The organism is Zobellella aerophila, assembly GCF_039539325.1.
Taxonomy (GTDB): Bacteria; Pseudomonadota; Gammaproteobacteria; order Enterobacterales; family Aeromonadaceae; genus Oceanimonas; species Oceanimonas aerophila.
On record NZ_BAABCX010000001.1, the window covers coordinates 1,372,419 to 1,397,172 of the forward strand.

23 protein-coding genes and 1 pseudogene are annotated in these 24,754 nt (G+C 61.0%); 11 read left to right on the forward strand and 13 right to left on the reverse strand.

The features are described 5' to 3' along the window. The first annotated feature begins 8 nt into the window (after positions 1–8). The 9 genes from ABD806_RS06390 to ABD806_RS06430 all read left to right on the forward strand — a co-directional run bounded on the left by ABD806_RS06390 (position 9) and on the right by ABD806_RS06430 (position 9,272). Positions 9–1,559 carry an anthranilate synthase component 1 gene (locus ABD806_RS06390; protein ID WP_344955907.1) on the forward strand — a complete coding sequence of 517 codons (1,551 nt, stop codon included), beginning with the start codon at positions 9–11 and terminating at the stop codon, positions 1,557–1,559. Then, positions 1,552–2,148 (forward strand): aminodeoxychorismate/anthranilate synthase component II, encoded by a 597-nt coding sequence (locus ABD806_RS06395; RefSeq protein WP_344955909.1) that lies wholly within the window; start codon positions 1,552–1,554, stop codon positions 2,146–2,148. Before ABD806_RS06390 ends, ABD806_RS06395 begins: the two co-directional genes overlap by 8 nt. Further along, positions 2,145–3,152, forward strand: coding sequence for an anthranilate phosphoribosyltransferase (gene trpD / locus ABD806_RS06400; protein WP_344955912.1), 1,008 nt, complete (start codon positions 2,145–2,147; stop codon positions 3,150–3,152). Before ABD806_RS06395 ends, trpD begins: the two co-directional genes overlap by 4 nt. After that, the gene (trpCF, locus tag ABD806_RS06405) at positions 3,146–4,531 is read left to right on the forward strand and encodes a bifunctional indole-3-glycerol-phosphate synthase TrpC/phosphoribosylanthranilate isomerase TrpF (RefSeq protein WP_344955915.1); all 1,386 of its coding nucleotides are present in this window, start codon (positions 3,146–3,148) and stop codon (positions 4,529–4,531) included. Before trpD ends, trpCF begins: the two co-directional genes overlap by 7 nt. After that, positions 4,531–5,724: a tryptophan synthase subunit beta gene (trpB, locus tag ABD806_RS06410; protein ID WP_344955917.1), complete on the forward strand. Its 1,194-nt coding sequence runs from the start codon at positions 4,531–4,533 to the stop codon at positions 5,722–5,724. Before trpCF ends, trpB begins: the two co-directional genes overlap by 1 nt. Further along, the gene (gene trpA / locus ABD806_RS06415; protein WP_344955920.1) at positions 5,721–6,530 is read left to right on the forward strand and encodes a tryptophan synthase subunit alpha; all 810 of its coding nucleotides are present in this window, start codon (positions 5,721–5,723) and stop codon (positions 6,528–6,530) included. The genes trpB and trpA overlap by 4 nt, the downstream gene beginning before the upstream one ends. A 539-nt stretch (positions 6,531–7,069) precedes the next feature. Further along, on the forward strand, positions 7,070–7,636 hold the full coding sequence (locus ABD806_RS06420; protein WP_344955922.1) for a type II 3-dehydroquinate dehydratase: 567 nt from the start codon (positions 7,070–7,072) through the stop codon (positions 7,634–7,636). A gap of 17 nt (positions 7,637–7,653) precedes the next feature. After that, entirely contained in the window at positions 7,654–8,178 is a 525-nt protein-coding gene (locus tag ABD806_RS06425) for a type II 3-dehydroquinate dehydratase (RefSeq protein WP_344955926.1), read from the forward strand. 47 nt (positions 8,179–8,225) lie between these two features. Then, on the forward strand, positions 8,226–9,272 hold the full coding sequence (locus ABD806_RS06430; protein WP_344955928.1) for a 2-keto-3-deoxygluconate permease: 1,047 nt from the start codon (positions 8,226–8,228) through the stop codon (positions 9,270–9,272). Positions 9,273–9,352: 80 nt separating this feature from the next. Here ABD806_RS06430 and ABD806_RS06435 read toward each other — a convergent pair. Beyond that, positions 9,353–10,043: pseudogene (locus tag ABD806_RS06435) on the reverse strand (transposase). A 348-nt stretch (positions 10,044–10,391) separates the two neighbouring features. On the opposite strand from ABD806_RS06435, the gene ABD806_RS06440 reads away from it, so the two are divergent. Further along, a complete protein-coding gene (locus ABD806_RS06440; RefSeq protein WP_344955931.1) occupies positions 10,392–11,537 on the forward strand; it encodes a hypothetical protein in 1,146 nt (381 codons plus the stop codon). A 46-nt stretch (positions 11,538–11,583) separates the two neighbouring features. On the opposite strand, the gene ABD806_RS06445 is transcribed toward ABD806_RS06440, so the two are convergent. The 7 genes from ABD806_RS06445 to aptA all read right to left on the reverse strand — a co-directional run bounded on the left by ABD806_RS06445 (position 11,584) and on the right by aptA (position 18,201). Beyond that, entirely contained in the window at positions 11,584–11,751 is a 168-nt protein-coding gene (locus tag ABD806_RS06445) for a hypothetical protein (protein WP_344955933.1), read from the reverse strand. A 29-nt stretch (positions 11,752–11,780) separates the two neighbouring features. Beyond that, positions 11,781–12,263 carry a phospholipase effector Tle1 domain-containing protein gene (locus ABD806_RS06450; protein WP_344955935.1) on the reverse strand — a complete coding sequence of 161 codons (483 nt, stop codon included), beginning with the start codon at positions 12,261–12,263 and terminating at the stop codon, positions 11,781–11,783. Positions 12,264–12,582: 319 nt separating this feature from the next. Then, the gene (gene bfr, locus ABD806_RS06455; protein ID WP_344955937.1) at positions 12,583–13,053 is read right to left on the reverse strand and encodes a bacterioferritin; all 471 of its coding nucleotides are present in this window, start codon (positions 13,051–13,053) and stop codon (positions 12,583–12,585) included. Positions 13,054–13,065: 12 nt separating this feature from the next. Beyond that, on the reverse strand, positions 13,066–13,530 hold the full coding sequence (gene bfr, locus ABD806_RS06460; RefSeq protein WP_344955940.1) for a bacterioferritin: 465 nt from the start codon (positions 13,528–13,530) through the stop codon (positions 13,066–13,068). A 212-nt stretch (positions 13,531–13,742) separates the two neighbouring features. Further along, positions 13,743–14,720: a calcium/sodium antiporter gene (locus tag ABD806_RS06465; RefSeq protein ID WP_344955942.1), complete on the reverse strand. Its 978-nt coding sequence runs from the start codon at positions 14,718–14,720 to the stop codon at positions 13,743–13,745. Positions 14,721–15,289: 569 nt separating this feature from the next. Next, positions 15,290–16,780: a CoA-acylating methylmalonate-semialdehyde dehydrogenase gene (locus tag ABD806_RS06470; protein WP_344955944.1), complete on the reverse strand. Its 1,491-nt coding sequence runs from the start codon at positions 16,778–16,780 to the stop codon at positions 15,290–15,292. A gap of 80 nt (positions 16,781–16,860) precedes the next feature. Next, positions 16,861–18,201: an omega-aminotransferase AptA gene (gene aptA / locus ABD806_RS06475; RefSeq protein ID WP_344955946.1), complete on the reverse strand. Its 1,341-nt coding sequence runs from the start codon at positions 18,199–18,201 to the stop codon at positions 16,861–16,863. A gap of 280 nt (positions 18,202–18,481) precedes the next feature. Between aptA and ABD806_RS06480 the strand changes: the two genes are divergently transcribed. Beyond that, positions 18,482–19,429: a LysR family transcriptional regulator gene (locus tag ABD806_RS06480; protein WP_344955949.1), complete on the forward strand. Its 948-nt coding sequence runs from the start codon at positions 18,482–18,484 to the stop codon at positions 19,427–19,429. Positions 19,430–19,547: 118 nt separating this feature from the next. On the opposite strand, the gene ABD806_RS06485 is transcribed toward ABD806_RS06480, so the two are convergent. The 5 genes from ABD806_RS06485 to ABD806_RS06505 form a co-directional block, all read right to left on the reverse strand. Beyond that, positions 19,548–20,504, reverse strand: a complete 957-nt coding sequence (locus ABD806_RS06485) for a bile acid:sodium symporter (protein ID WP_344956467.1) — start codon at positions 20,502–20,504, stop codon at positions 19,548–19,550. A 69-nt stretch (positions 20,505–20,573) separates the two neighbouring features. Then, positions 20,574–21,353, reverse strand: a complete 780-nt coding sequence (locus ABD806_RS06490; RefSeq protein WP_344955952.1) for a 2-keto-4-pentenoate hydratase — start codon at positions 21,351–21,353, stop codon at positions 20,574–20,576. After that, the gene (locus ABD806_RS06495; RefSeq protein WP_344955954.1) at positions 21,354–22,802 is read right to left on the reverse strand and encodes an amidase; all 1,449 of its coding nucleotides are present in this window, start codon (positions 22,800–22,802) and stop codon (positions 21,354–21,356) included. It abuts the gene before it with no gap. Then, entirely contained in the window at positions 22,778–24,070 is a 1,293-nt protein-coding gene (locus ABD806_RS06500) for a TRAP transporter large permease (protein ID WP_344955957.1), read from the reverse strand. Before ABD806_RS06500 ends, ABD806_RS06495 begins: the two co-directional genes overlap by 25 nt. Further along, positions 24,067–24,699 carry a TRAP transporter small permease subunit gene (locus tag ABD806_RS06505; RefSeq protein WP_344955959.1) on the reverse strand — a complete coding sequence of 211 codons (633 nt, stop codon included), beginning with the start codon at positions 24,697–24,699 and terminating at the stop codon, positions 24,067–24,069. The genes ABD806_RS06500 and ABD806_RS06505 overlap by 4 nt, the downstream gene beginning before the upstream one ends. Positions 24,700–24,754 lie beyond the last annotated feature (55 nt).

The following is a 24,754-nucleotide window of genomic DNA, read 5'->3' on the forward strand; positions in this document are numbered from 1 at the left end:
AATCCATAATGGCGCAAGGTCAGCTCCAGGTTTTATCGCAAGAGGCCCCCTACACTGGGGATCCCCTGGCCCTCTTCAGTGCACTTTCCCAACCCGGCGACAACAGCATCCTGCTCGAATCCGCCGAAATCGATACCAAGGCCGGTACCCAGAGCCTGCTGATGCTGGATGCCTGTTTACGCCTGGTCTGCCGCCATCGGCAGGTGACGCTCACCGCCCTCAACGCCAACGGCCTGCCCGCCCTGGTGCTGCTCGAACAGGCCCTCGGCGGCCTGCGTAACGGCAATGAACTGGGTATCGACTTCCCCCAGGCCGATGCCAACCTGGACGAGGACAGCCGACTCAAGGCCGCCTCCGTGCTCGATACCCTGCGCCTGATCCTGACCCGCTTTCATGCCCCCCAGGGCCAGCAGCATATCTTCCTGGCCGGCACCTTCGCCTACGACCTGATCGCCGGCTTCGAAAACCTGCAGCAGGTCGAAGAAGGCATCAACGACTGCCCTGACTTTTGCTTCTATCTGGCGGAAACCCTGATCACCCTGGATCACAAGCGCAGCCACTGCCAGCTGTCGGCCTGCGTGTTCGACCCGGCCGAACAGGCCCGCCTGAGCGCCCGCCTGAACGAGCTGGCCGTCTCCTGCGGAGAAGAACATGCCCAGCCCCAGGCCTGTGCCGAGCTCAAGGGCCAGATCCATGCCAGCAAGAGCGATACCGAGTTCCGCGCCGATGTGGAGCGGCTCAAGGGCCATATCATGGTCGGCGACATCTTCCAGGTGGTGCCGTCGCGCAGCTTCAGCCTGCCCTGCCCGAGCCCGCTGGCCGCCTACCGCAAGCTCAAGCAGACCAATCCCAGCCCCTATATGTTCTACGTCAACGATCAGGACTTCATCCTGTTCGGTGCCAGTCCGGAGAGTTCGGTCAAGTTTGACCACGGCAACCGTCAGGTGGAAATGTACCCCATCGCCGGCACCCGCAAGCGCGGCTTCAACCCGGACGGCAGCATCAACCTGGATCTGGACGGCCGTATCGAGCTGGATCTGCGCCAGGACGAGAAAGAAACCGCCGAGCACCTGATGCTGGTGGATCTGGCGCGCAACGACATCGCCCGCATCAGCGAGCCCGGCAGCCGCTACGTGAAGGATCTGCTCAGCGTCGACCGCTACAGCCATGTGATGCACCTGGTGTCGCGGGTGGTGGGCACCCTGCGCCATGACCTGGACGCCCTGCACGCCTATCAGGCCTGCATGAACATGGGCACCCTCACCGGCGCCCCCAAGATCCGCGCCAGCGAGCTGATCCGCATGGTCGAGCAAAGCCGGCGCGGCAGCTACGGCGGTGCCGTCGGCTACCTCAACGGCCTGGGCGACATGGATACCTGTATCGTGATCCGCTCGGCCTTCGTCAAACACGGCGTGGCCCATGTGCAGGCCGGAGCCGGGGTTGTCTATGATTCCCTGCCCCAGGCGGAAGCCGATGAAACCCGCAACAAGGCGGCGGCGGTGCTCAATGCCATCGCCCTGGCCCACGGCAAGACCCTGGCGGAGGTAAGCCATGACTAATACCCTGTTTCTGCTCGATAACTACGACTCCTTCACCTACAACCTGGTGGATCAGTTTCGCGCCCTCGGCGCCACCGTGCATATCTATCGCAATACGGTGCCCGCCGCCCAGCTGATCGCGGCCATGGAACAGGCTCCCAACCCGGTGCTGGTGCTCTCTCCCGGCCCGGGCAAGCCCTGCGACGCCGGGGTCATGCCCGAGCTTATCGGCCTGTGCAAGGGACGCTTCCCCATTATCGGCATCTGTCTCGGCCACCAGGCGATAGTGGAACATTACGGCGGCAAGGTAGAGACCGCCGGCGAGATCAAACACGGCAAGAGTTCGCTGATTCACCACTCGGGCCGCGACATGTTCGCCGGCCTGCCCCATCCGCTGCCGGTGGCCCGCTATCACTCCCTGGTAGGCAACGAGATCCCCGACACCCTGGAGGTGATTGCCGACTATCAGGGCATGACCATGGCGGTGCTCGATCGCGCCAACCGGGTACTCGGCTACCAGTTCCATCCCGAATCCATCATGACCACAGACGGGGCCCGCCTGCTGGCCCAGAGCCTGGCCTTTATTACCGACAAGGAGATCCAACCATGACTACCGCCCTCGAAAAGCTGTACCGGGGCCAGGATATCAGCCGTGAGGAAGCGCAGGCCCTGTTCGGCCAGATGATCCGCGGCGAAATGGATCCCATCGTGCTCGCCTCCCTGCTGACCTCGCTCAAGATCAAGGGCGAGAGCATAGACGAGATCGCCGGCGCGGCCAGTGCCCTGCTGGAGGCGGCCAGCTCCTTCCCCCGGCCCGATTACGCCTTCTGCGATATCGTCGGTACCGGTGGCGACGGCATGAACACCATCAATGTGTCCACCACCTCGGCGCTGGTGGCCGCCGCCTGCGGCGTCAAGGTCGCCAAACACGGCAACCGCGGGGTATCAAGCAAGTCCGGCTCTTCCGATCTGCTCGACCGGCTGGGTATCCGCCTGGATATGAGCCCGGAAACCGCCCGTCGCTGCCTGGACGAGCTGAATATCTGCTTCCTGTTCGCGCCCCACTACCATGGCGGTTTTCGCCACGCCATGCCGGTGCGCCAGGCACTGAAGACCCGCACCATCTTCAATGTGCTGGGCCCGCTGATCAACCCGGCCCGGCCCGACTTCATGCTGCTCGGGGTCTATGCGCCCGCGCTGGTGACCCCCATCGCCGAAACCCTCAGCGCCATGGGCCTGAAGCGGGGCATGGTGGTACACGGCAGCGGCCTGGATGAAATCGCCATCCATGGCCCCACCCAGGTAGCGGAGATAGTCGACGGCCAGATCAGGGAATACCAGATCACCCCGGAACAGCTGGGACTCTCGCGCCATGACATCGGCGCCATCCAGGGCGGCACCCCGGAAGAGAACAAGGAAATCACCCTGGAGCTGCTGGCCGGCCGGGGCACCGAAGCTCAGCGTTCGGTGATCGCCCTGAACGTGGCGCCGCTGCTGCTGATGGACGGCCAGGCCGACGACCTCAAACAGGGCGTTGATCGGGTACTGTCTGTGTTAAGCTCGGGCAAAGCAATGGATGTAGCCAAACGACTGGCGGAGATGAGTCAATGTTAACTACGGTGCTCGGCAAAATCGTCGCCGACAAGAAAACCTGGGTGGAAGCCCGCAAGCAGAGCCAGCCGCTGGCCAGTTTTGAAGCCTCGCTGGTGCCCAGCGATCGCCATTTCGAGGCCGCCCTGGCCGCCGGCAAGCCGGCCTTTATCCTCGAATGCAAGAAGGCGTCCCCCTCCAAGGGACTGATCCGCGAGGACTTCAACCCTGAGGCCATCGCCGATACCTACGGTCGTTACGCCTCGGCCATTTCGGTACTCACCGACGAGAAATACTTTCAGGGCCAGTTCGAGTTCGTTTCCCGGGTACGCAGCCGAGTCAGCCAGCCGGTGATCTGCAAGGACTTCATCATCGATCCCTACCAGATCAAGCTGGCCCGCCACTACCAGGCCGACGCCATCCTGCTGATGCTGTCGGTGGTCGACGACAACCAGTACCGCGAGCTTGCCGCCGTGGCCAAGTCCCTGAACATGGGGGTGCTTACCGAGGTGATCAGCCCGGAAGAAGTACAGCGCGCCATTGCGCTTGACGCCAAAGTCGTCGGCATCAACAACCGCGACCTGCGCGATCTGAGCATAGATCTCGAACGCACCAAGGTGCTTTCGGCGCTGATCCCCGACGATCGCCTGGTAATATCCGAATCCGGTATCTACCGGCACAGCCAGGTCAAGGAACTGTCCGCCCACGCGGACGGTTTCCTGGTGGGCAGCTCGCTGATGGCCGAAGATAACCTGGACCTGGCTGCCCGCCGGTTGATCCTGGGTGACAACAAGGTCTGCGGCCTGACCCGGCCGGAAGACGCCACCGCCGCCTGTCAGGCCGGCACCGTGTTTGGTGGCCTGATCTTCGTGGCCAAGAGCCCGCGCTGCGTGAATATGGAGCAGGCCCGCGCCGTGATGGCCGGCGCCCCGCTCAATTACGTGGGGGTATTCCAGAACCACGGCGTTGGCGAAGTAGCCACGACCGCCCGCGAGCTGGGCCTCTCTGCGGTGCAGCTGCACGGCAATGAAGACGACGCCTATATCGGCGAGCTGAAACAGCAGCTGCCCGGGGTCGCGGTATGGAAAGCTGTGCCGGTGGCCGACAGCCTGCCCGCCCTGCCACAACAGGCCGACCGGCTATTGTTTGACACCCAGGTTGGCAGCCAGAGCGGCGGCACCGGCCAGGCCTTTGACTGGTCACTGCTGAATGACATCGACAAGACCAACGCCATGCTGGCCGGCGGCCTGACCCCGGCCAACGCGGCTCAGGCCGCCAGCCTGGGCTGCATTGGCCTGGATTTGAATTCCGGCGTAGAAAGCGCCCCCGGGCAGAAAGATCCGGCCAAACTGAACGCCGCCTTCGCTTCTCTCAGACATTACGGACGCAGGATAACCAAATAATGAGCTTACTTAACCCCTTTTTCGGCGAATTTGGCGGCATGTATGTGCCCCAGATCCTGATGCCGGCCCTGCTGCAGCTGGAGCAGGCCTTTGTGGATGCCGAGCAGGATCCCGAATTCGAGCGCGAGTTTCGCGAGCTGCTCGCCGAATACGCCGGCCGCCCCACCCCGCTGACCCGGGTGCGCAACCTGGCCGCCAACACCAAAACCCGCATCTACCTGAAGCGGGAAGATCTGCTGCACGGCGGCGCCCACAAGACCAACCAGGTGCTGGGCCAGGCGCTGCTCGCCAAGCGTATGGGCAAGAAGCGCATCATTGCCGAAACCGGCGCCGGTCAGCACGGCGTGGCCACCGCCCTGGCCTGTGCCCTGATGGGCATGGAATGCATCGTTTACATGGGCGCCAAGGACTGCGAACGGCAGAAGCCCAACGTATTCCGCATGGAGCTGATGGGCGCCAAGGTGGTGCCGGTGCACTCCGGTGCCGCCACCCTCAAGGACGCCTGCAACGAAGCCCTGCGCGACTGGACCGCCAACTACGAAACCACCCACTACATGCTGGGCACCGCCGCCGGCCCACACCCCTTCCCCACCATAGTGCGCGAGTTCCAGCGCATGATCGGCGAAGAAGCCAGGGTACAGATCATGGAGCACGAAGCGCGCCTGCCCGACGCGGTGATCGCCTGTGTGGGCGGCGGCTCCAACGCCATCGGCCTGTTCGCCGACTTTATCGATGAAGAGCAGGTCAAACTGATTGGCGTGGAGCCCGCCGGCAAGGGCATTGAAACCGGCGAGCACGGCGCCACCCTGGGGGAAGGCACCAAGGGCGTGTTCTTCGGCATGCTCTCCTTGATGATGCACGACGCCGACGGCCAGGTGGAAGAGTCCTATTCGGTGTCTGCCGGGCTGGACTTCCCCTCGGTCGGGCCCCAGCACGCGTTTCTTGCCACCACCGGCCGCGCCCAGTATGTGTCGGTCACCGATGATGAGGCACTGAACGCCTTCCAGGCCCTGGCCCGCAATGAAGGTATTATTCCGGCGCTGGAATCCTCCCATGCCCTGGCCTATGCCCTGAAGATGGCCGAGGCCGAGCCGGAAAAAGAACAGGTGCTGGTGGTCAACCTGTCCGGTCGTGGTGACAAGGACATCTTCACCGTCGCCGATATTCTGGAGCAGAAAGGAGAAATGAAATGAGCCGCTACCAGCGCCTGTTTGACCAATTGAAGGCCAACAACGAAGGCGCCTTCGTACCTTTCGTGACCCTCGGCGATCCCACCCCCGAGCATTCTCTCAAGGTGATTGATGCCCTGGTGGCCGGTGGCGCCGATGCCCTGGAGCTGGGCATTCCGTTCTCCGATCCGGTGGCCGACGGCCCCACCATCCAGGCCGCCACCCTGCGTGCCCGCAATGCCGGTACCAATTCTCAGCTCTGCTTTGACATGCTGAAAAAGGTGCGGGAGAAATACCCTGAGCTGCCCATCGGCCTGCTGGTGTATGCCAACCTGGTGTATGCGCCGGGGCTGGACAGCTTCTATGGCCGTGCCGCCGCCGCCGGGGTGGATTCGGTACTGGTGGCCGATGTGCCGCTGGAAATGGCCGAGCCGTTCAAGGATGCCGCCGACCGGGCCGGCATAGAAACCATCTTTATCGCCCCGCCCAACGGAGACGAAGCCACCCTGAAGGCGGTGGCCGAAACCGGCTCGGGCTACACTTACCTGCTGAGCCGCGCCGGGGTCACCGGCGCCGAAACCAAGGCCGGCAAACCGGTAGACACCCTGCTGGCTACCTTGGCCAAATATAATGCCCCGCCCTCGCTGCTCGGCTTTGGTATCTCCACCCCCGATCAGGTGCGCGATGCCATCAACGCCGGTGCCGCCGGTGCCATCTCCGGCTCCGCCGTGGTCAAGATCATCGAGCAGCATCTGGAGCAACCCCAGGCCATGCTCGACGCCCTGACCGTCTTCGTGAAAGAGATGAAGGCCGCAACAACAAAGCTGTAAGCCCTAAGCTGTCAGTAATAAGCCGTAAGCAGAACGAATGGTTTTGCCTACGGCTTTTTGTTTTCTGGCCTGGCGGCCATATCGCCCCGGGATCGGGCCTCCCACAGCATACTGTAAGAGCAGTAGCCTCTGCAGGAGGGGCGACCCCACCGCAATATCTCTGACGATATTGAAGTGGTTTAATTTCATCGTGATACCCTGCAGTAAACCAGCCTACAGCTTAGTCAATGCCTGTGCCCTAGCCACGGCAATGAAGCTTCCCGATGACAAATCGCATTTGGTTAAACAGGCTAAGCGCCTATTCCGGCAGCCCGCTGAAGTACCGAAAATGCCCTAACCCCATACCTTAAGGGTATCAACTGAGACCTACTTAGTATTGGTCATCCTCACCCTTCCCCCCGTAACATCAAATTCACGGATTCATATCACTAAAAAACAAAAGCTTACAATTATGAGGTAACACTCCACATTGTAATCACCATAGTTAACATCACAACCATGTGCCCTCACAAGTTATCTGTGACCGCCATGGCCGTGTGGTGGCCAGAGGTCTGAAAAGCTCCGTACTCACCAAACTCAACATGGAGGTTGTTATGAATTCATCCTGCTCACTTAGGCTTTCAGACTCGCAAAAAAAATGGCGGATCGGCATTATCGATGGGCCCAATATCGGTAATATCAGTCAGGCTCAAGGCGGGCGTGATCATCACCTCAGCTCCTGGCAAGCCCTGTGTGACATGACCCAGCAGATAGGCCAGGGGCTGGGAGTTGAAGTCGTTAACTTCACCTCTAATTACGAAGGAAAAATCCTGGAGTGGCTGCATAGCAACGCCCAGAACTTTGATGCGTTGATAGTGAATCCCGGTGGCCTGACCACCTACAGCGAGGGCCTGCGCCACGCGCTTGAAGAAACCCGCAAACCCTTTGTAGAAGTGCATTTCTTTAACACAGTAAAGCACTTTGCCAAGGTTTCCCCACATATTCGCCTTGAATCCCGCCTTACTGCCTCGGCCACCGGCCTGGTCAGTGGTTTTGGTGAACACTCCTACACTGCGGCACTAGTTGCCATGGCGAACTATCTGGATGATTTTGTCGCTCATCAATAAGCAGAGGGAGTAACAGAATGAACATAAACGCCACACTGTCCGACCTCCGGCTCTCATCCAACAACTGGGTCATTGGTATTATCGACGGGCCCAATATGTCCACCCTCGGCCGGCGGGATGCCAGTAAATACGGCACTATTAATCGGGATGAACTTGACCAGTTGAACAAAAACTGGGGAGCCGCGCTGGGCATTACCATTGAATCGCTGGTAGCCAACCTCGACGGCGATATTCTGGACTGGATCCATACCAAAAAACGGACAGTCGATGCCTGGATCATCAATCCGGCCGGCATGCAGACCTATGCCGAAGGAATTAGAGAAGCCTTTGAGATGTCAGGAAAACCCTATGCCGAAACCCATTTCGCCAATACGGTTAACCACTTTGCCAAAGCCTCTCCGCATACTCGGCTGGAATCCGGCATGACCAGCCAGGCCCTGAGCCTGACCATGGGCCTGCGTCAATACAGCTACCTGGCTTCCCTGGTCGGCTTGGTCAGATGTCTGGATGCCCGGTTTAACGATGACCATCAAAACCGCTGATTTTAATACCCCTGCTGCATAATACTTAAACTAAGGAAGGTTGATGTATGTTCAAATTATTAGCAAAAATCCCTGGTGCGCTCATGGTTGTGCCATTGCTGCTGGGCGCCCTGGTTAATACGCTGTTTCCTCAGGTCCTCGATATCGGCTCTTTCACTACCGCCCTGTTTAAAAATGGCGCCCCGGTACTGATTGGCCTATTTTTTGTGTGTATGGGTTCTCAAATTAAGGTCAAAGCCGCACTGCCCGCACTGGAAAAAGGCCTGGCCCTACTTATCGGTAAATATGCGGCCGCTGTACTGGTTGGCCTTTCCGTTGCGTTTCTAACGCCGGATGGTACCTTTTGGGGGTTGATCCCTCTGGCCGTGATTGCCGCCATGGGCAATTCCAATGGAGCGCTTTATGTGGCACTCACCAGTGAATTCGGCAATAAAACAGATAAAGGCGCCATTTCAGTACTTTCGCTGAATGACGGCCCTTTTCTTACCCTGATTGCCCTGGGTGTTGCCGGGCTGGCGGACTTCCCGCTGATGGCGCTGGTGGCCGTAGTCGGGCCCATCGTGTTCGGCTTTATATTGGGAAATATGAGCCCCACCGTCCGTGACTTCCTTGGGCCGGGTGAACGTTTGATTATTCCCTTTGCCGCCTTTGCCTTAGGGTCTGGCATCAACTTTTCTGTGCTGATGTCATCCGGCTCGGCGGGGGTGCTGCTTGGTGTGCTGACCGTTGTGGTTTCTGGTGGCCTGGCCATTCTGGCTATTTATATCTGGCATTTGCTGCGCCGCCACCCCAAACCGACCCGTAATGTCATCTCAGGCGCCTGTGAAAGCACCACCGCCGGCAACGCCATTGCCACACCGGCCGCCGTAGCGGCCGTTGACCCCAGTTTTCTGGCCGTGCAAGATGCCGCCACAGTGCAAGTTGCCGCCGCTGTGGTAGTGACGGCCATGGTATCCCCCTTCCTGGTCATGCTGGTCAGTAAATGGCAACTCAAACGCGGTGTGTTTCCAGCGCTTGAAGATGAGCTCTACCTGAGCGGAGAAAAAGAGGAAACGCCCACAGCCGCAATAAAACCGGTTACACCGGCAAGTTGAACCGCTCACCGCACATAAACCCGATCCGTAACCGGCTTGCCGGTTACGGATTTTTTATTCAACCTGTAAACATCCCTGTTTTAGTTACACCGAAAATTAGAGTTTTCCGCCCGTTGGTGTTTCGCCAAGTATTCCCATGGCGTCAGATCCTCCAGGGAGTCGTGGGGGCGTTCATCGTTGTATTCCGTCATCCAGGATTCGGTCAGCACCCGAACTTCGGTGAGGTTCCTGAACACATACATGTTCAGACTCAGTGCACAGTACAGTCGGCGCCCCGCTTGTGATTCCAGCCATGTCCCCACCGTCTCAGCACTTTGAACAGTTTGTTGAAGCCATAGGCGGGATAACGTTCAGCTGCGTTCTGATGGGCAGCTATCACCGGCGTGTCTCTAGACGTATCTGGGCGGTAGCGAGTCACCGATGCCAGCGACCCTGCAGGCCCGGCGTGTAGTGACGCCATGAACTTGCTTGAGGTAATCAACCAACTCTCGTCGAACCGCCGGCTTTACAGCTTTTTTCGATGACGTCCTTCAGCAACTTGTGGTCGAGACTGAGCTCGGCGTACATCTGCTTCAGGCGGCGGTTCTCCTCCTCCAGCTCCTTGAGACGTTTCACATCGGAGGCTTCCATGCCACCGTATTTGGACTTCCAGTTGTAGTAGGTCGCATCGGAGATGCCGTATTCCCGACAGACTTCCTTGACCAGACAACCGCCTTCGACCTCTTTCAGGATCTTGACAATCTGCGACTCGCTATAGCGTAATTTTTTCATGTTGTTCTCCGTTTGCCTCATTGTAGGCCGAAGAACGCTAATGATACATGCACCGATTTTAGGGGATGGATACAATTGTCAGCTCGGCTCGATGCTCCAGCATTCACTTAATCGCTGCTGAGAACTGCCTGCACCATGCCGGGCTGTCGGGTATCCAGCCTCAGACCCCGGACTCAGACCGACACCAGCAGAGTCCGGGGCAGTAACCAAGTACCTTCTGCCACTTGGCCCACACGGAAAGCCCCTCTCCACAGCCCCATGCTCTCAAGTCAGATACAGTTAACAGTTGCCGACCCGGAACAAACCGGATATACCCCTGACTATTGAGTGATACTGACTGGTGAGTCTGTGAAGAAGCTATTTATGATTTGTGGCCTGGCCCTGTTACTGGCGGCGATGTTCAGTGCGGCCGTCCGCCCGGTGCCCATTGAGCAGAAACTGATACGAATTCAGGCCGGCGATGTGTTGCAGGGGTTTCCGGGCATAGAAGAAGTGCCGGTCGGGGTGCAGGCGGTACTGCTGGATCTTACCGATGACCCGCTGCTGCTGGTAAAGGCGCAGGCGGCGTTTATCCGTTATCCGGGCATGGCCAGCCGTGTGTTTTCGCTCTATGGCAAGGAGCCTGAATTTCAGGAGATACTGCTGCGCTACGGGGAAACGGTGCTTCCCCCGATCCAGCACTTTCTGGCCCGACCCATCCACACTATTGAGCTGATAAACCAGGCGGACCAGCGCTACCAGGCCATCAAGCAGTATTTTACCGCTACCCCGGAAGAGGCTGGCGCCGCGGCCCTGGCTACGGACCGGTTTCAGCGATTGTCTCCGGAAGAACGGGGCTGGTATGCCGTCAACTTCATCAAGCGTGAAGGCCATGATTTTCTCGGCCAGTTTGTTGTGACCCCCCAGGGAGAAACCGAGTGGATCGTGACCGAGCGCATGCTGGAAGGCGTGAACCAGTTCTTTACCAGCGGCATCCGCACCCTGGAAACCAAATACCGCAGCGGTGAAGAACTCACCGCGGGGGATGTCGGCTGGGCATCGGTCGATGTGCTGGTGTTATCAAGTGCCGTCAAGGTATTGCATATGGGCCGTGCCGCGGCGGTCACCAGGGGTGCCAGCCAGGGCACCCGCTCGGCGGCCCTGGCGGCCCGGGTCAGCCAGGGCGGGCGTATGGTGCTGAACAGTGCCCGATATGCGAAGTGGCCCCTGGTTATCGGTGCCGGCTACCTGGTGGTTACCCACCCCAGTCTTGTCAATGACCTGCTCGCGGGTGTCGCGGAGGTGCTGGACTATCCCGTGCTGGCCGTGCAGTTTGTCGGGTGGCTGTTGCTGTTGATCCCGGCGCTTTATCTTGGCAGCTGGCTGCTCTGGCTTGTTGGCCCGCCACTCATGGGCTTGTTGCGGGCGGCTCACTTTATGCTGGCCTGGCTGAGTGGCAGAAACCGTCGTGCTCTCAGGTATGGCGAGATAAGGCAGCGCGGCGAGTACCGATAATAAGCTCGTGCCGGGAATCAGCCCGGCGGGCTCAGGCCGGCATCGGTCAGGGGCGGGGGCGATAAGCGGGCACACTCTGCCAGCGGGCCCATACCGAAGGATCTATGGTCATGCCCACGGCCGGATTGCCCTCCCCGTCCCGCTCCAGGCGCCGGTAGTGGCGGCCGTCACCGGCATGGAACCAGCGCCGATAGCGCGCATAGATGCCGGCCATGAATTCTCCGAACGAGTCGGTAGGCGCCGTCATCCAGGCCTGTGGGGACGGTATGACCGGGGTGAGGCCAGCCCGGCGGCGGTTGCCTTGTCCTGCATCCAGGCCAGGGACAGATCGGCCAGCGGATCATTGCCATAGCCGCCACCCACATTGGCGTGGGCACCAATAAACCAGCGCTGCTCTACCTCGATTTGACCGGGCTTTTGTTCGCCGTCCGGGCTGGTCCAGGGCACTGCATCATAGGCGGTCCTGTGTTCGTCCAGCGCCATGGCCTGATAGGCCCGCTCAACAATTTTCGACAGCTGGGTGTCGTGCCAGGAATAGAGCCCGCGTTCGGAAATCATCGAGCCGGGGATACCCAGGGCCCCTACCGTGTCCCATACCCCGAGCAGGTGAATGTTTATCTCCCGGCTGTAACGCCCGCGAAACGCTTTGCATTGTACTCCGTCCGGGGCCGCACGTTTGTTGCGATACAGCCGCTCGGCCGCGGCTAGCCCGGTCGGGGTAATCACATGCAGCAGGCCGGTAGTGGCGGGCCAGCGAGTCGTAGCCCTGACGCAGGTTATGGCTTAAGCCCATGCCGAAAATGCCCCCGGCCAGCCACGTCAGGGCCGCGATACCCACGCCGGGATCATAAAAAAAAAGCGCTGGCGGAACTCGCCGTCGAAGGGGGCGATACTGCGCGCCAGCCCGGTTAATTGGTACAGTTGTAACCGGCGCTTTAGCCGCTAAGCCAACCGTATTGTTGGCAAACACCCGCTGCGTTTACGCCTGCGGGCATTACATAAAAAAACCGCCTTGGCGGCGGTTGAATAATAAGGGTATCCGGACTCAGCCCATCTGGGATTGCAGGTAGTTCTGCAGGCCGACCCTGTCGATCAAGCCCAGCTGCTGTTCCAGCCAGTGGGTGTGATCATGCTCGGTATCTTCCAGCAATACCTGCAGCATATCCCGGGTCTGGTAGTCCCGCTCCTGCTCGCACAGGGCCATGACATTGCGCAGATCTTCAATGACCTTGTATTCCAGATCCAGGTCACTCTGCAGCATGGCCGGTACGTCCTTGCCGATATTCAGTGGCACCCGGGTCGCCATGTCGGGGGTGCCTTCCAGGAACAGGATGCGCTCGATCAGCTTGGAGGCATGCAGCTTCTCGTCTTCAAACTCGTGATCAATGCGATCGAACAACTTCTTAAAACCCCAGTCATCGTACATGCGGGAGTGAATAAAATATTGATCCATCGCACTCAGCTCACCGGCCAGCAGCTCGTTCAGGGCCTCGATGATTTTCTGGTTACCTTTCATCCGAATATCCTCTTACATTTGTGACTGCTGATAATTCTGAATACCCACCTTGCCGATCAAACCCAGCTGGGTATCAATCCAGTCGAGGTGGCCTTCTTCATATTCTTCGATTTCGGTGAGCAGCTCGCGGGAAACAAAATCCTTTACCGACTCGCAGTAGGCAATGGCTTCTTTCAGCACGGTCAGCTGTTCTTCCACCTGCTGGTAGTCACAGCGCAACATTTCTTCGGTGGTTTCACCGATGCGCAGCCGGTTCAGGTGTTGCAGGTTCGGCAGCCCTTCGAGGAACAAAATGCGCTCGATCAGCTTGTCGGCCTGCTTCATGTCCTTGATGGACTTTTTGTATTCGCGCTCGTTCAGCGCCTGCAGGCCCCAGTTCTTGAACATGCGTGCGTGCAGGAAATACTGGTTTATCGATGTGAGTTCAATCCCCAGTACCTGATTCAGGTAGCCAATGACTTGTTTATCGCCTTGCATAGATCCCCCTCTCGTTTCAGCCCGCTATGATAGGCGCCACAAGGCCGTTTTTCAAATGAAAACTAAACTTAAGTTACTGATTTTACTTAAATAACGTAGTAGTAATAAGAACGGGTATTATTTGGATAAGCAGGTTCGGGTACATGGCTGTGGGTCAGCATTTATTCTGACGAGACGCTGTCAGCTTGAAACTGACCCACAGCTGGGAGCCGTTATGCCGCCGCCAGCACCTCCCTGGCCAGCCAGCCGCTGTAGGCCACATAGGCCAGCAGCAAAAAGGCGCCTTCGAAGCGGTTGATACGGCCCTGACGGCCCTTGAAGCCGTAGCCCAACACAAACAGCGACAGGGTCAGGCCGCCCATCACCATAAAGTCACGGCTGATCACTTCGGGCGCCACCGCCAGCGGGCTGATGACCCCGGCCAGGCCGACCACCGTCAGGGTGTTGAACAGGTTGGAGCCGATCACGTTGCCGATGGCCAGATCGTGCTCGTTCTTGCGGATGGCGGCGATGGACGAGGCCAGCTCCGGCAGGGAGGTGCCCACCGCCACTATGGTCAGGCCGATGATCAGGTCGCTTACGCCAAAGGCATGGGCCACGTTCACCGCGCCCCATACCAGCGCCCTGGAGCTGGCGATCAGCAACAGCAGGCCCAACACCAGCCAGAACAGTGCCTGCTTCAGGCTCATGGGGTGGGAGTCCAGCTCGTTTTCGGTATCGCCGCTCATGCTGTCGCTGCCGTCCTTCATGCCCTGCCTGATACTCCAGGCCATCAGCAGCACAAACACCCCGAGCAGAATACTCGCATCCAACCGGGTCAGCATGCCGTTCCACACCAGCGCCAGCGACAACAGGGTGATCAGCACCAGGATGGGCAGCTCCTTGCGCAGTACCTGGGAGTGCACGGCAATCGGGCTGATCAATGCGGTTACCCCCAGGATCAACCCGATATTGGCGATGTTGGAGCCATAGCCGTTACCCAGGGCCAAACCCGGATTGCCTTCCAGCGCCGAGGTCACCGACACCACGATTTCTGGCGCCGAGGTACCGAAGCCGACGATCACCATACCGATCAACAAGGGAGGCATGCCCGCGTAACGGGCGGTGGCCGAAGCGCCGTCGACGAAGCGGTCGGCACTCCACACCAGCACGGCCAGGCCGAGCACAATGGCGGCAATAGACATCAGCATGGGCAACCTCCGCCGACGGCAGTGCGGGTTGCAGGCAAGAATTTTACGGCAATGGGTAACATAGCGGCTCTTCAGGGCGGGATAACAAATACCGGAGACAAACCCACTTCCCGCCCGGCGAGTGAGTCTGGCTCAGGTCTCATCAATCCAACAGGACACAACTGCCATAAGCCTTCGGCTTAGAGATTGTTGACAGCTGTTTCGGCGGGCGCCGAAAGATTACTCCCCCAAGAGGCGGGTATTCTGACAGCTTGCCGCCATGATGAAAAGAGGAAGGTTACGGCAGGGAGACGCCCGGCCCCACTTGGCCGCGTCGGAGGGCCCGCCCCGCAGCAAGGGCGGCACAGGTGCCCAATGCCGTTCACTTAAGATGCAAAGGGGAGCCCTCCTCCACACGCCGACTCGCCGAAATCCCATCCCTGGGGGCTCGGCGGCGTCATTGACCGCCATGGATGGCGGGAATGCCGGAACGGCAGGAGCATTTTCCGGCCATGACACCAACGGTCTGCTTGGTAGATGAGGACTCCCCTTAACTGAACAGCATTAGGCACCGGGTGCCGCCCTTTTTATTACAGGCTGGGAAAGGCGAACTGGGAGGCCTCGTGGCTGGCCCGCTCCGGCCATTTCTGGGTGATGGTCTTGCGGCGGGTATAGAAGCGCACCGAGTCGGGGCCGTAGGCGGACAGATCGCCGAACAGCGAGCGTTTCCAGCCGCCGAAGCTGTGGTAGGAAACCGGCACCGGCAAGGGCACATTGATGCCGACCATGCCCACCTCTATCTCGTCACCGAACAGCCGGGCGGCTTCGCCGTCGCGGGTGAAAATACAGGTGCCGTTGCCGTATTCGTGGGCATTGATAAGCTCGATGGCGGCTTCCAGGCTGGCCACCCGGACCACGCACAGCACGGGGCCGAAGATCTCTTCCCGGTAGATGCTCATCTCGGGCGTGACCCGGTCGAACAGGCAGCCGCCGAGGAAGTAACCCTGCTCATGGCCGGGCACCTGCAGGCCACGGCCATCGACGGTCAGCTCGGCGCCCTGCTCTACCCCGGCCTGAATATAGCCTTCTATCCTGGTCAGCTGTTCACGGCTGATCACCGGGCCCATATCCAGGCCCCGCTGGGTGCCCGGACCGATTTTCAGGGCATGGATCTCGGGTTCCAGTTTGGCGATCAGCGCATCGGCCACCGCATCGCCCACACACACCGCCACCGAAATGGCCATGCAGCGCTCACCGCAGGAGCCATAGGCTGCGCCCATCAGGGCATTGACCGCATTGTCCAGGTCCGCATCTGGCATAAATACCGCATGGTTCTTGGCGCCACCCAGCGCCTGTACCCGCTTGCCGTTGGCCGTGCCCCGGGCGTAGATATATTCGGCGATGGGGGTCGAACCGACGAAGCTGATCCCCTTCACCTGCTTATGGTTCAGCAGGGCGTCCACCGCCGCCTTGCCGCCATGCACCACACCCATTACCCCATCGGGCAGGCCCGCTTCTTTCAATAATGCCGCCACCAGCAGCGAGGAAGAGGGATCCTTCTCCGACGGCTTGAGGATAAAACAGTTGCCGCAGGCGATGGCCATGGGATACATCCACAAGGGCACCATGGCCGGGAAGTTGAAGGGGGTAATGCCGGCCACCACGCCCAGCGGCTGAAAGTCGGACCAGGCATCGATATTGGGCCCCACGTTGCGGGTATAGTCCCCTTTCAGCAGCTCGGGCACGCCGCAGGCGTATTCCACGTTTTCTATGCCCCGCAGCAGCTCGCCCCGGGCATCTTCCAGGGTCTTGCCGTGCTCTTCGCTGATAAGCGCACAGATGTCGTCGGCCCGCTCTTCCAGCAGCTGCTTGAAGCGGAACATCACCCGTGCCCGCTTGGCCGGCGGGGTATCGCGCCAGGCGGAAAAGGCCGCCTTGGCTGCCGCCACCGCCTGCGCCACCAGGGCTTCATCGCCCATACAAACCCGGCTGGTTACCTGGCCGGTAGAGGGGTTGAATACATCCAGCAGTTCGCCTTGCAGAACCTGTTCACCGTTGATCAGGTGGCCGATTTTTCTCATCTTGTGGTCCTTTTGCTATTAGTCATAAAAATATCTGGTCTCGGGCCAGGTCGCAGGAATGCCGACCTGCAGACCCATCGTTACGCCTGCGCCTCGATGGTAGTCGCCACCGCATTAAACAGTTGCTCCAGCTCGTCGGGGGTGGAGATAAAAGGCGGGCCAAACTGCAGGCAGTCGCCGCCGAAGCGCACATAGTAGCCCTGCTGCCAGAGCGCCAGCGCCAGCTCCATCGGCCGGCGCGCCGGCTCGTTCGGATAGGGAGCCAGCTGCACGGCCCCGGCCAGGCCGCAGTTGCGGATGTCCACCACATGGGGCAGCCCCTTGAGCCGGTGGATCTGCTCTTCAAAATGAGGCATCAGCGAACGCACCCGGGCCGGCATGTCTTCGGTCACCAATACATCCAGCGACGCCATGGCCGCAGCGCAAGCCACCGGGTGGGCGGAATAGGTATAACCATGGGCAAGTTCGGGCAGGTAATCGGGGCCGGGCTGCTCCATAAAAGCCTGATAGATATGCTCTTTGGCAATCACCGCGCCCATGGGGATCACGCCGTTGGTGAGCTGCTTGGCCACATTGATGATGTCCGGCACCACCCCGAAGGCGTCGGCGCCGAACATGCCCCCCATACGGCCGAAACCGGTGATCACCTCGTCGAAGATAAGCAAAATGTCGTGTCGATCGCAGAGCTCCCGCAACCGTTGCAGGTAGCCTAGCGGCGGCACTATCACCCCGGCGGAGCCGGCCATGGGCTCGACGATCACCGCGGCTATATTGCTGGCATCGTGCAGCTCGATAAGTTGCAGCAGGTGGTCGGCCAGGCTCGCCCCCCGGGCAGGTTGCCCCTTGCTGAAGGCGTTTTCCGGAAGCAAAGTATGGGGCAGATGATCCGCATCCAGCAGCTGACCATAGTGCTTGCGGTTGCCACCGATGCCGCCCAGGCTGGTGCCACCCACGTTGACCCCGTGATAGCCCCGGGCCCGGCCGATCAACTTGGTTTTTTCCGGCTTGCCCCGGGCACGCCAGTAGGCCCGAGCCATCTTCAGCACGGTGTCGGCGCATTCCGAGCCCGAGTTGGTAAAAAACACCCGGTTCAGATCAGCCGGGGCCAGGCCGGCGATTTTTTCGGCCAGCTCAAAGGCCAGCGGATGGCCGACCTGAAAGCCGGGCGCATAGTCCAGCACCTGCAGCTGACGGCTGATGGCCTCGACGATTTTGGGATGCTGATGGCCCAGGCCGGTGCACCACAGGCCGGACAGGCTGTCGAACAACCGCTTGCCGTCGGTGCTGGTAAAATAGGCGCCCCTGGCCTCGGCAATTAAACGGGGAGCGGCCTTGAACGCCCGGTTGCCGGTAAATGGCATCCAGTACGCGTCCAGGTTGAGGACCTGGGCCTGCGAAGAGGGGTTAATCATGGTGTTCATCACTGCTCCTTGTCATGTCCGCTGACGGCACAGATACCGGCCGATAGCGTTATTTTGCGACCGGAATTACCTTTGATAAATTTAAACTTAATTAACCAAAGTTAAGCAGATACTTAACTTTTAGTGACCCCTGCCGAAGCCGCGATATGCAGCCGTGGTCCCGGGGCGGACAGCGTCCCATGCCTGTTTTCCCCTTGGCCTCGCCATCTCCCCGGCGGCGTAGCTGAAGCGGCAGGCAGTCTGGTAAGCTAGGTCACTCGACTCTTTGGGGAACGGCGCGATGGCGGAAGGGAAAAAGCCGGTGTTGGCTCAGGTCAGCGATTTTGAACTGAAGTTGCTCAAGGTGTTTCGCAGCGTGGCGGCCTGTGGCGGCTTTTCGGCGGCGGAAGTCAGCCTCGGCATCAGCCGAGCGGCGATCAGCATGCAGATGGCCGATCTGGAAAACCGCCTGGGGTTAAAGCTGTGCCGGCGCGGCCGGGCCGGTTTTGCGCTCACCGATGAGGGCCGGCAGGTGCTGGAAGCGAGTGACCGCCTGGTCGGCGCCATCGAGAATTTTCGTTCCGAGATCAACGGCCTGCACAAGCATCTCAGGGGCGAGTTGGCGATCGGCATTACCGACAACCTGGTCAGCCATCCGGGCATGAAGATCACCCACGGCCTGGCCGAACTCAAGGCCAGGGGCCCCGACGTCAGGCTCAATGTGCATATGCAGCCCTCGGACGACATCGAGATCGGCGTGCTCGACGGCCGTCTCAATATCGGGGTGGTGCCCCGGATCCGCGAGCTGCCGGGGCTGGAATACCTGCCCTTGTACGAAGAGGCATCCAGCCTCTATTGCGCCACCCATCATCCGCTGGCGGCCTGGCCGAGCCGGGAGATAGACGAGCAGGTACTGGCCCGCTTCGAGCTGGTGATCCCGAGCTTCGCCCAACCGGCCGAGGCCCAGGGCCTGTATCGATCCCATCCCCAGGGTGCCCGGGCCAACGACCGGGAGGGCATCATGTTCTTGCTGCTGACCGGTTGCTACCTCGGCTATCTGCCCAACCACTACGCCCGCCCCTGGGTGGAGCAAGGCCGGCTTAAGGCCATCTGCCCCGACAGCCAGGGCTTTACCACCTCATTCTGCGCCATCACCGCCCGCAGCCGCCGCCCCAACCTCGTGCTGGACACCTTCCTAGACACCCTGCGCCGGCATCAGACCCGACCCACACTGGTGGTGATCAGGTAGGTCGGGCCTTGGCCCGACAATGATGCGCAGCGCTTAATCTGTGAACTCAAACCGATTCGATCTACCTTGTGTCACCGGCTTCTCCTCCGATGTCGGCCCAAGAGCCGACCTACGTAAGCTAACCGCTCAGGGCATCTTCCGACTCGCCCATCCGTGCCTGCCGTCCCTTTATCCGGGAAGCCAGCAAGGAGTCGAACAGCATCTGCAAAAAGTGGAACAGGATGCAGCTGACCACGGCCGCGCCACTGGCCGAACCCAGGCCCACCAGCACGCTCACCGCCACCGGCATGGTCTTCTGGGAAGCGGTAAACAGCAGCGCCCGGCGTTCCGCCAGCGCCAATCGCAACAGCCGGCCACCCGACAGACACAACAGCAGCAAAGCCAGGTGCAGCAGCAGCGACCAGGCCGACAGCGTCAGCAGCGCGTCGGCCGACAGCAGATACAGGGCCTGCTGGCTGGACGACAGGGTGATCCAGGAGGTGACAATCACGCTCAGGGTCGGCACCAGGCCAAGCCAGGGCCTGGCGCCCAGGGGCGGACACCACAGCCGCAACAGCAAGCCGCCGATAAAGGGCAGCAACACGATGTTGACCAGGGTCTGCAACAGGGACCAGGGTGAAAGCTGGAGCGAACTGCCCACCAGCAGGCTGAGTACGAAGGGAATGGTGCCGATACCTATGAAATTGAGTCCCAGGGTCAGAAACAGCGACCAGCTGGCCTTGCCCCCGCTAATGCGGGTCAGCACCACGCAGGACGACAGGGTCGGCGGCACCATGGACATCACCAGCAGCCCCAGCCGCAGGCTGTCATCCAGCGCGCTGAAGGCGTAGATCAGCCAGCCCAGCAACGGCGACAGCAGCAGGTTGATCAGCGCGCCCATCAGCAGGGTACGGCCAAAACCCGGCTCCGGCCGCAACTGTTGCAAACGGGTCTGCAGGCCATTTACCAGGAAGATCAACGCCACCAGCCAGGGCAGCAGCCCCTGCTCATTCAGCCACAGGCCGGGCGCGGGCAGCAACAGCGCGGCGCCGAAGGCCAGGCACAGGCCCAGGGGTAATAACCAGACGATGATAATGCTCCTTCTAACCTAAAGCAGAAAGAGGCCCACCGGGGGCCTCCAAAAACATAACGAACCGGACTGTACTTAACCCAGTCTGACCCTGGCCGCGCCGATGCCGGGGAACACCACTTCCACTTCTGTGCCCGGCTCGACGAAGATCATCCCGGTCCAGGTGCCGGTGGTGATCAGATCCCCCGCCTGCAGGCCACCATTGCGGGTCACCAGATGGTTGGCCGCCCAGCCCAGCAGCTGGGTCGGATCGCCGAGCGGATGGCCGCCTATCTTGTTGGCCTGCTCGACGCCGTTGAAGCGCAGGATCACCGGCTGGCTGCCGATATCGATGCCTTGCCAGTCGGCCACCCCGCTGCCCACCACCAGGGCACCGTTGATCTGGTTGTCGGCCAGCCGCCACAGCTCGCCGGCCTGCTGCCAGTCCTGCAGCCGGGTATCCACCAGCTCTATGGTCACGCACAGCTCGCCGATGGCGTCCCTGACTTCGGCGTCCGAATAGGGTGTTGCCCTGGGCTCCAGGGGGCGGCCCAGGCGGAAGGCCAGTTCGCCCTCGATGCCGATCATATGGAAGGCATCGGTACCGACCAGGGTGCCGCTGTCATACATCCGCTGGGGAGGAATGGGCGCGCTGTAGGGGGGCACGCCGGGCCTGGGTGCCCCGACTTTCCAGCCGGAGGTGCGCAGCCCCTGGCCGAGCCAAAGCGCGCGGGCCAGTCCGTCCTGAATGGCATAGGCCTGCTCCACCGTCTGCGGGGCGCAGGACGCCGGCAGCGCCGCAAACTGAGCCGCTTCCCGATATGCCCCGTGCAGCAGGGTCACCGCCTCTGCCACGCTTGCGTTTACTGTTGCCATTTATTGGTCTCCCTTATTGTTATTCGCTGTTTCAGTCGGCCATTGCCAGCCGGCCTGGGCGGCCTCGTACTCGGCCGCCAGCCGGAACAGCAGTTCATCGTCGCCGAAATTGCCGACCAGCTGAAAGCCGATGGGCAAGCCCTGGCCGGCGGGGGCCGACGGCAGGTTGATGGCCGGATGGCCACAGGCATTGACCCAACCGGTGTAGATGGCATGGCCCCGGGGACCGACGGCCTGGCCGTCGATCTCGGTGGGATAGCCTTGTTCCGCCGGCCAGGGCAACGCCGCCGCCGAGGGGGTCATGATCACATCCACCCGCTCGAAGGCCTCGCCGACCTGGCGTCGGAAGGTATCGATATCGTCCAGGGCATTGAGATAGGCCGCCGCCCCTATGTCCCTTCCCCGGGCCGCCTGGGTACGGAACTTCTCCGCCGCCACCGGCTCGGCCTCGGGATAGCGCTCGAACAGCGCCGCCACCGCCACCGCGCCCAGCATCGGCCAGAAGGCATCGACGAAATCCAGGCTGAAGGGCAACTCCCCTTCCCTCACCTCGTGGCCCAGGGAGCGCAGCACGGCGGCCGCCCCGGCCACGCTGGCGGCGATCTGCGGATCCAGCGGCTGGCTGCCGAAGCGCGGCACATACAGGATCCGCAGCCGCTCCGGATGCGCCCGGCAGTCGACCGTCCCCTGGCTGACCCGCAACGACTTGCGATCCCGCCGATCCGCACCCGCCATGATGTTGAACAGGGCGGCGGCATCGGCCACCGAGCGGGCGATGGGGCCGATCACCTCGAAATCCAGCATCACCTGGGGCAGGCTGTTGACCCGCGCCACCGCGCCGATGGACGGCTTGAAACCCACCAGGCCGGTGTGGGATGCCGGCCGCCGGATGGAGCCGCCGCCGTCGGTGCCGATGGCCAACGGCGCGAAGCCGGCGGCCACCGAAGCCACCCCGCCACCACTGGAGCCGCCCGGGGTCAGGGCGGTATTCCAGGGATTGCGGGTCACCCCGAACAGGGGGTTGTCGGTATACCCCTCCAGGGTGAACTCGGGCACATTGGTCTTGCCCAGGATCACCAGCCCGGCCCGGCGGCAACGGGTCACCGACAGTTCATCGTCAACGGCCAGCCGGTCGGCAAAGGCCCGGTTGCCCCAGGTGGTCGCCAGGCCGGCGACGTTGAGGTTGTCCTTGATGGTCATCGGCACCCCGTCAAGCGGGCTCAGGGGCCGACCCTGGCGCCAGCGCAGGGTGCTGGCCGAGGCATCGGCCTCGGCCTGGGGATTGCGGGCGATCAGCGCATTGAGTTCGGGATTGAGCGCCCGGATGCGCGCGTCGCAGGCCTGCCAGACCTCGAGCGGGGTCAGGGTGCCGGCGGCGAAGGCCGCCGCCAGCTCGGCGGCGCCCAGGCGCCAGCTGGTATTGATCAGTGCATCATGTTCGGCAGCCATAGGGCTATCTCCGGAAAGGCCATCAGCGACAGGGTAAACAGCATCATGATCATCATGAACGGCAGCACACCCCACATCACATCCTGGATATTGCCGCCGTCCTTGCGCACGCTCTGCACCACGAACAGGTTCATGCCCACCGGCGGCGTGATCAGCGCCAGCTCACACATCAACACCACGAACACCCCGTACCAGATAGGATCCACACCCAGGGCGGTGACGATCGGATAGGTGATCGGAATGGTCAGCACCTGCATCGAGAGCACGTCCATAAACATACCGAGCGCCAGGTAGAAGACGATCAGCACCAGCAGCAGGCCGGTGATGCTGAGCCCGAACGAGGTCACCCAGTCGGTCAGCTCATCCACCACGCCGGTGAGGCTGATGGTCAGGTTGAGCACGAAGGCGGCGGTGATGATCAGCAGGATCATGCCGGTGATACGGGCGGTCTGCACGAAGCTTTCCTGCAGGAATTTCATGTTCAGCCGGCCGGCGCGCCAGGAGAAATACAGCGCCGTGATCACCCCGAGCGCGGCCGATTCGGTGGCGGTGGCGATCCCCAGATAGATGCTGCCCATGACGATGCCGAACACCACGGCGGGCGGGATCAGGAAACGGGACATGCGCAGCTTTTCACTCAGCGGGATGATTTCTTCCCGCTTGCCGCCCTTGCCCAGGTTGGACACCCCGATATAGACCATGAACAGCAGGCTGAGCAATATGCCCGGGATCAGGCCGGCCATGAACAGCTTGCCGATGGAGTTGCTGGTCAGCGAACCGTAGATCAGCATGTTGACGCTGGGCGGGATCAGGATACCCAGGGTACCGCCCGCGGCCAGGCTGCCCAGCGACTGGCGCATGGAATACTTGCGCTCGCCCAGGGATGGCAGGGCCACTGTGCCGATGGTGGCGGCGGTGGCGACCGAGGAGCCCGAGGTGGCGGCAAACAGGGCGCAGGAACCGATGTTGGTATGCAGCAGCCCGCCGGGCAGGCGGCCAAGCCAAGCCGCCATCGCCAGGTACATCTTGTCGGCGATACCGCTGCGCAGCAGCAGTTCACCGAGCAGGATAAACAGCGGGATGGCGGTCAGTATCGCCTCGTTGTGCACGCTCCAGACCACGGCGCCGATGGAGTCGACGAAGGGCACGCCAAACACCATGACGCCACCGATCACCCCGATCAGCGCCATGCTGACGGCGATGGGCATACCCAGCAGCAATAGCCCCAACATGGCGAAAAAGCCTACAAAAACCACGGACAAACTCATTTCACGCCCTCCCTGACGGCCTGTGCCGGTACGCCCTCGAGGACGTCTGTCCCCACGTCGGACGTGGTCGCCTGTTGGCGGTGTTTGAAATCTTCCAGCTCTTCTTTCAGTTCTTCGCTCACTCCCTTGGGATGAAATTCCTCATTGAGCTGACCGGTGCGGCCGCTCAGCAACAACCAGGTCGCCCGCAGGCTGTACAGGATGGCCGCGAAGGCAAACACGGTGAGACCGGCCAGCCAGACTCCCTGGGGATATTTAAGCGGCGTGGCCCAAGGCGTTTGCGCCGTGCTGCCATAATCCAGGGTTTCCTGCACGATCTGCAGACAGACCCAGAACATAAAAATCGCAAACAGCGCCATCAGCGTGGCCGACAGCCAGTTGAACAGGATCTGCAGGGACTTGGGCAGCTTCTCATGAAAAATGTCGATTCGCATATGGGTACGACCCAACAGTGCCAGGGTAAAGGACAGGGTTGCCCCCACCGCCAAGGCGTAGCCGCCCAGTTCATCCACCCCCTGTAGCGACACACTGAAAAACTTGCGCAACAGGGTTTCAACCACCACCAGCAGGGACAGCAGTAGGAAGATTCCCCCAAACACCATGCTGGCCATATATTCAATTCGTTTCATCAACTACCTCCTTGTCGCAGCTTAAAAGCGGGAGCCAGGCCCCCGCTTCAGTGCG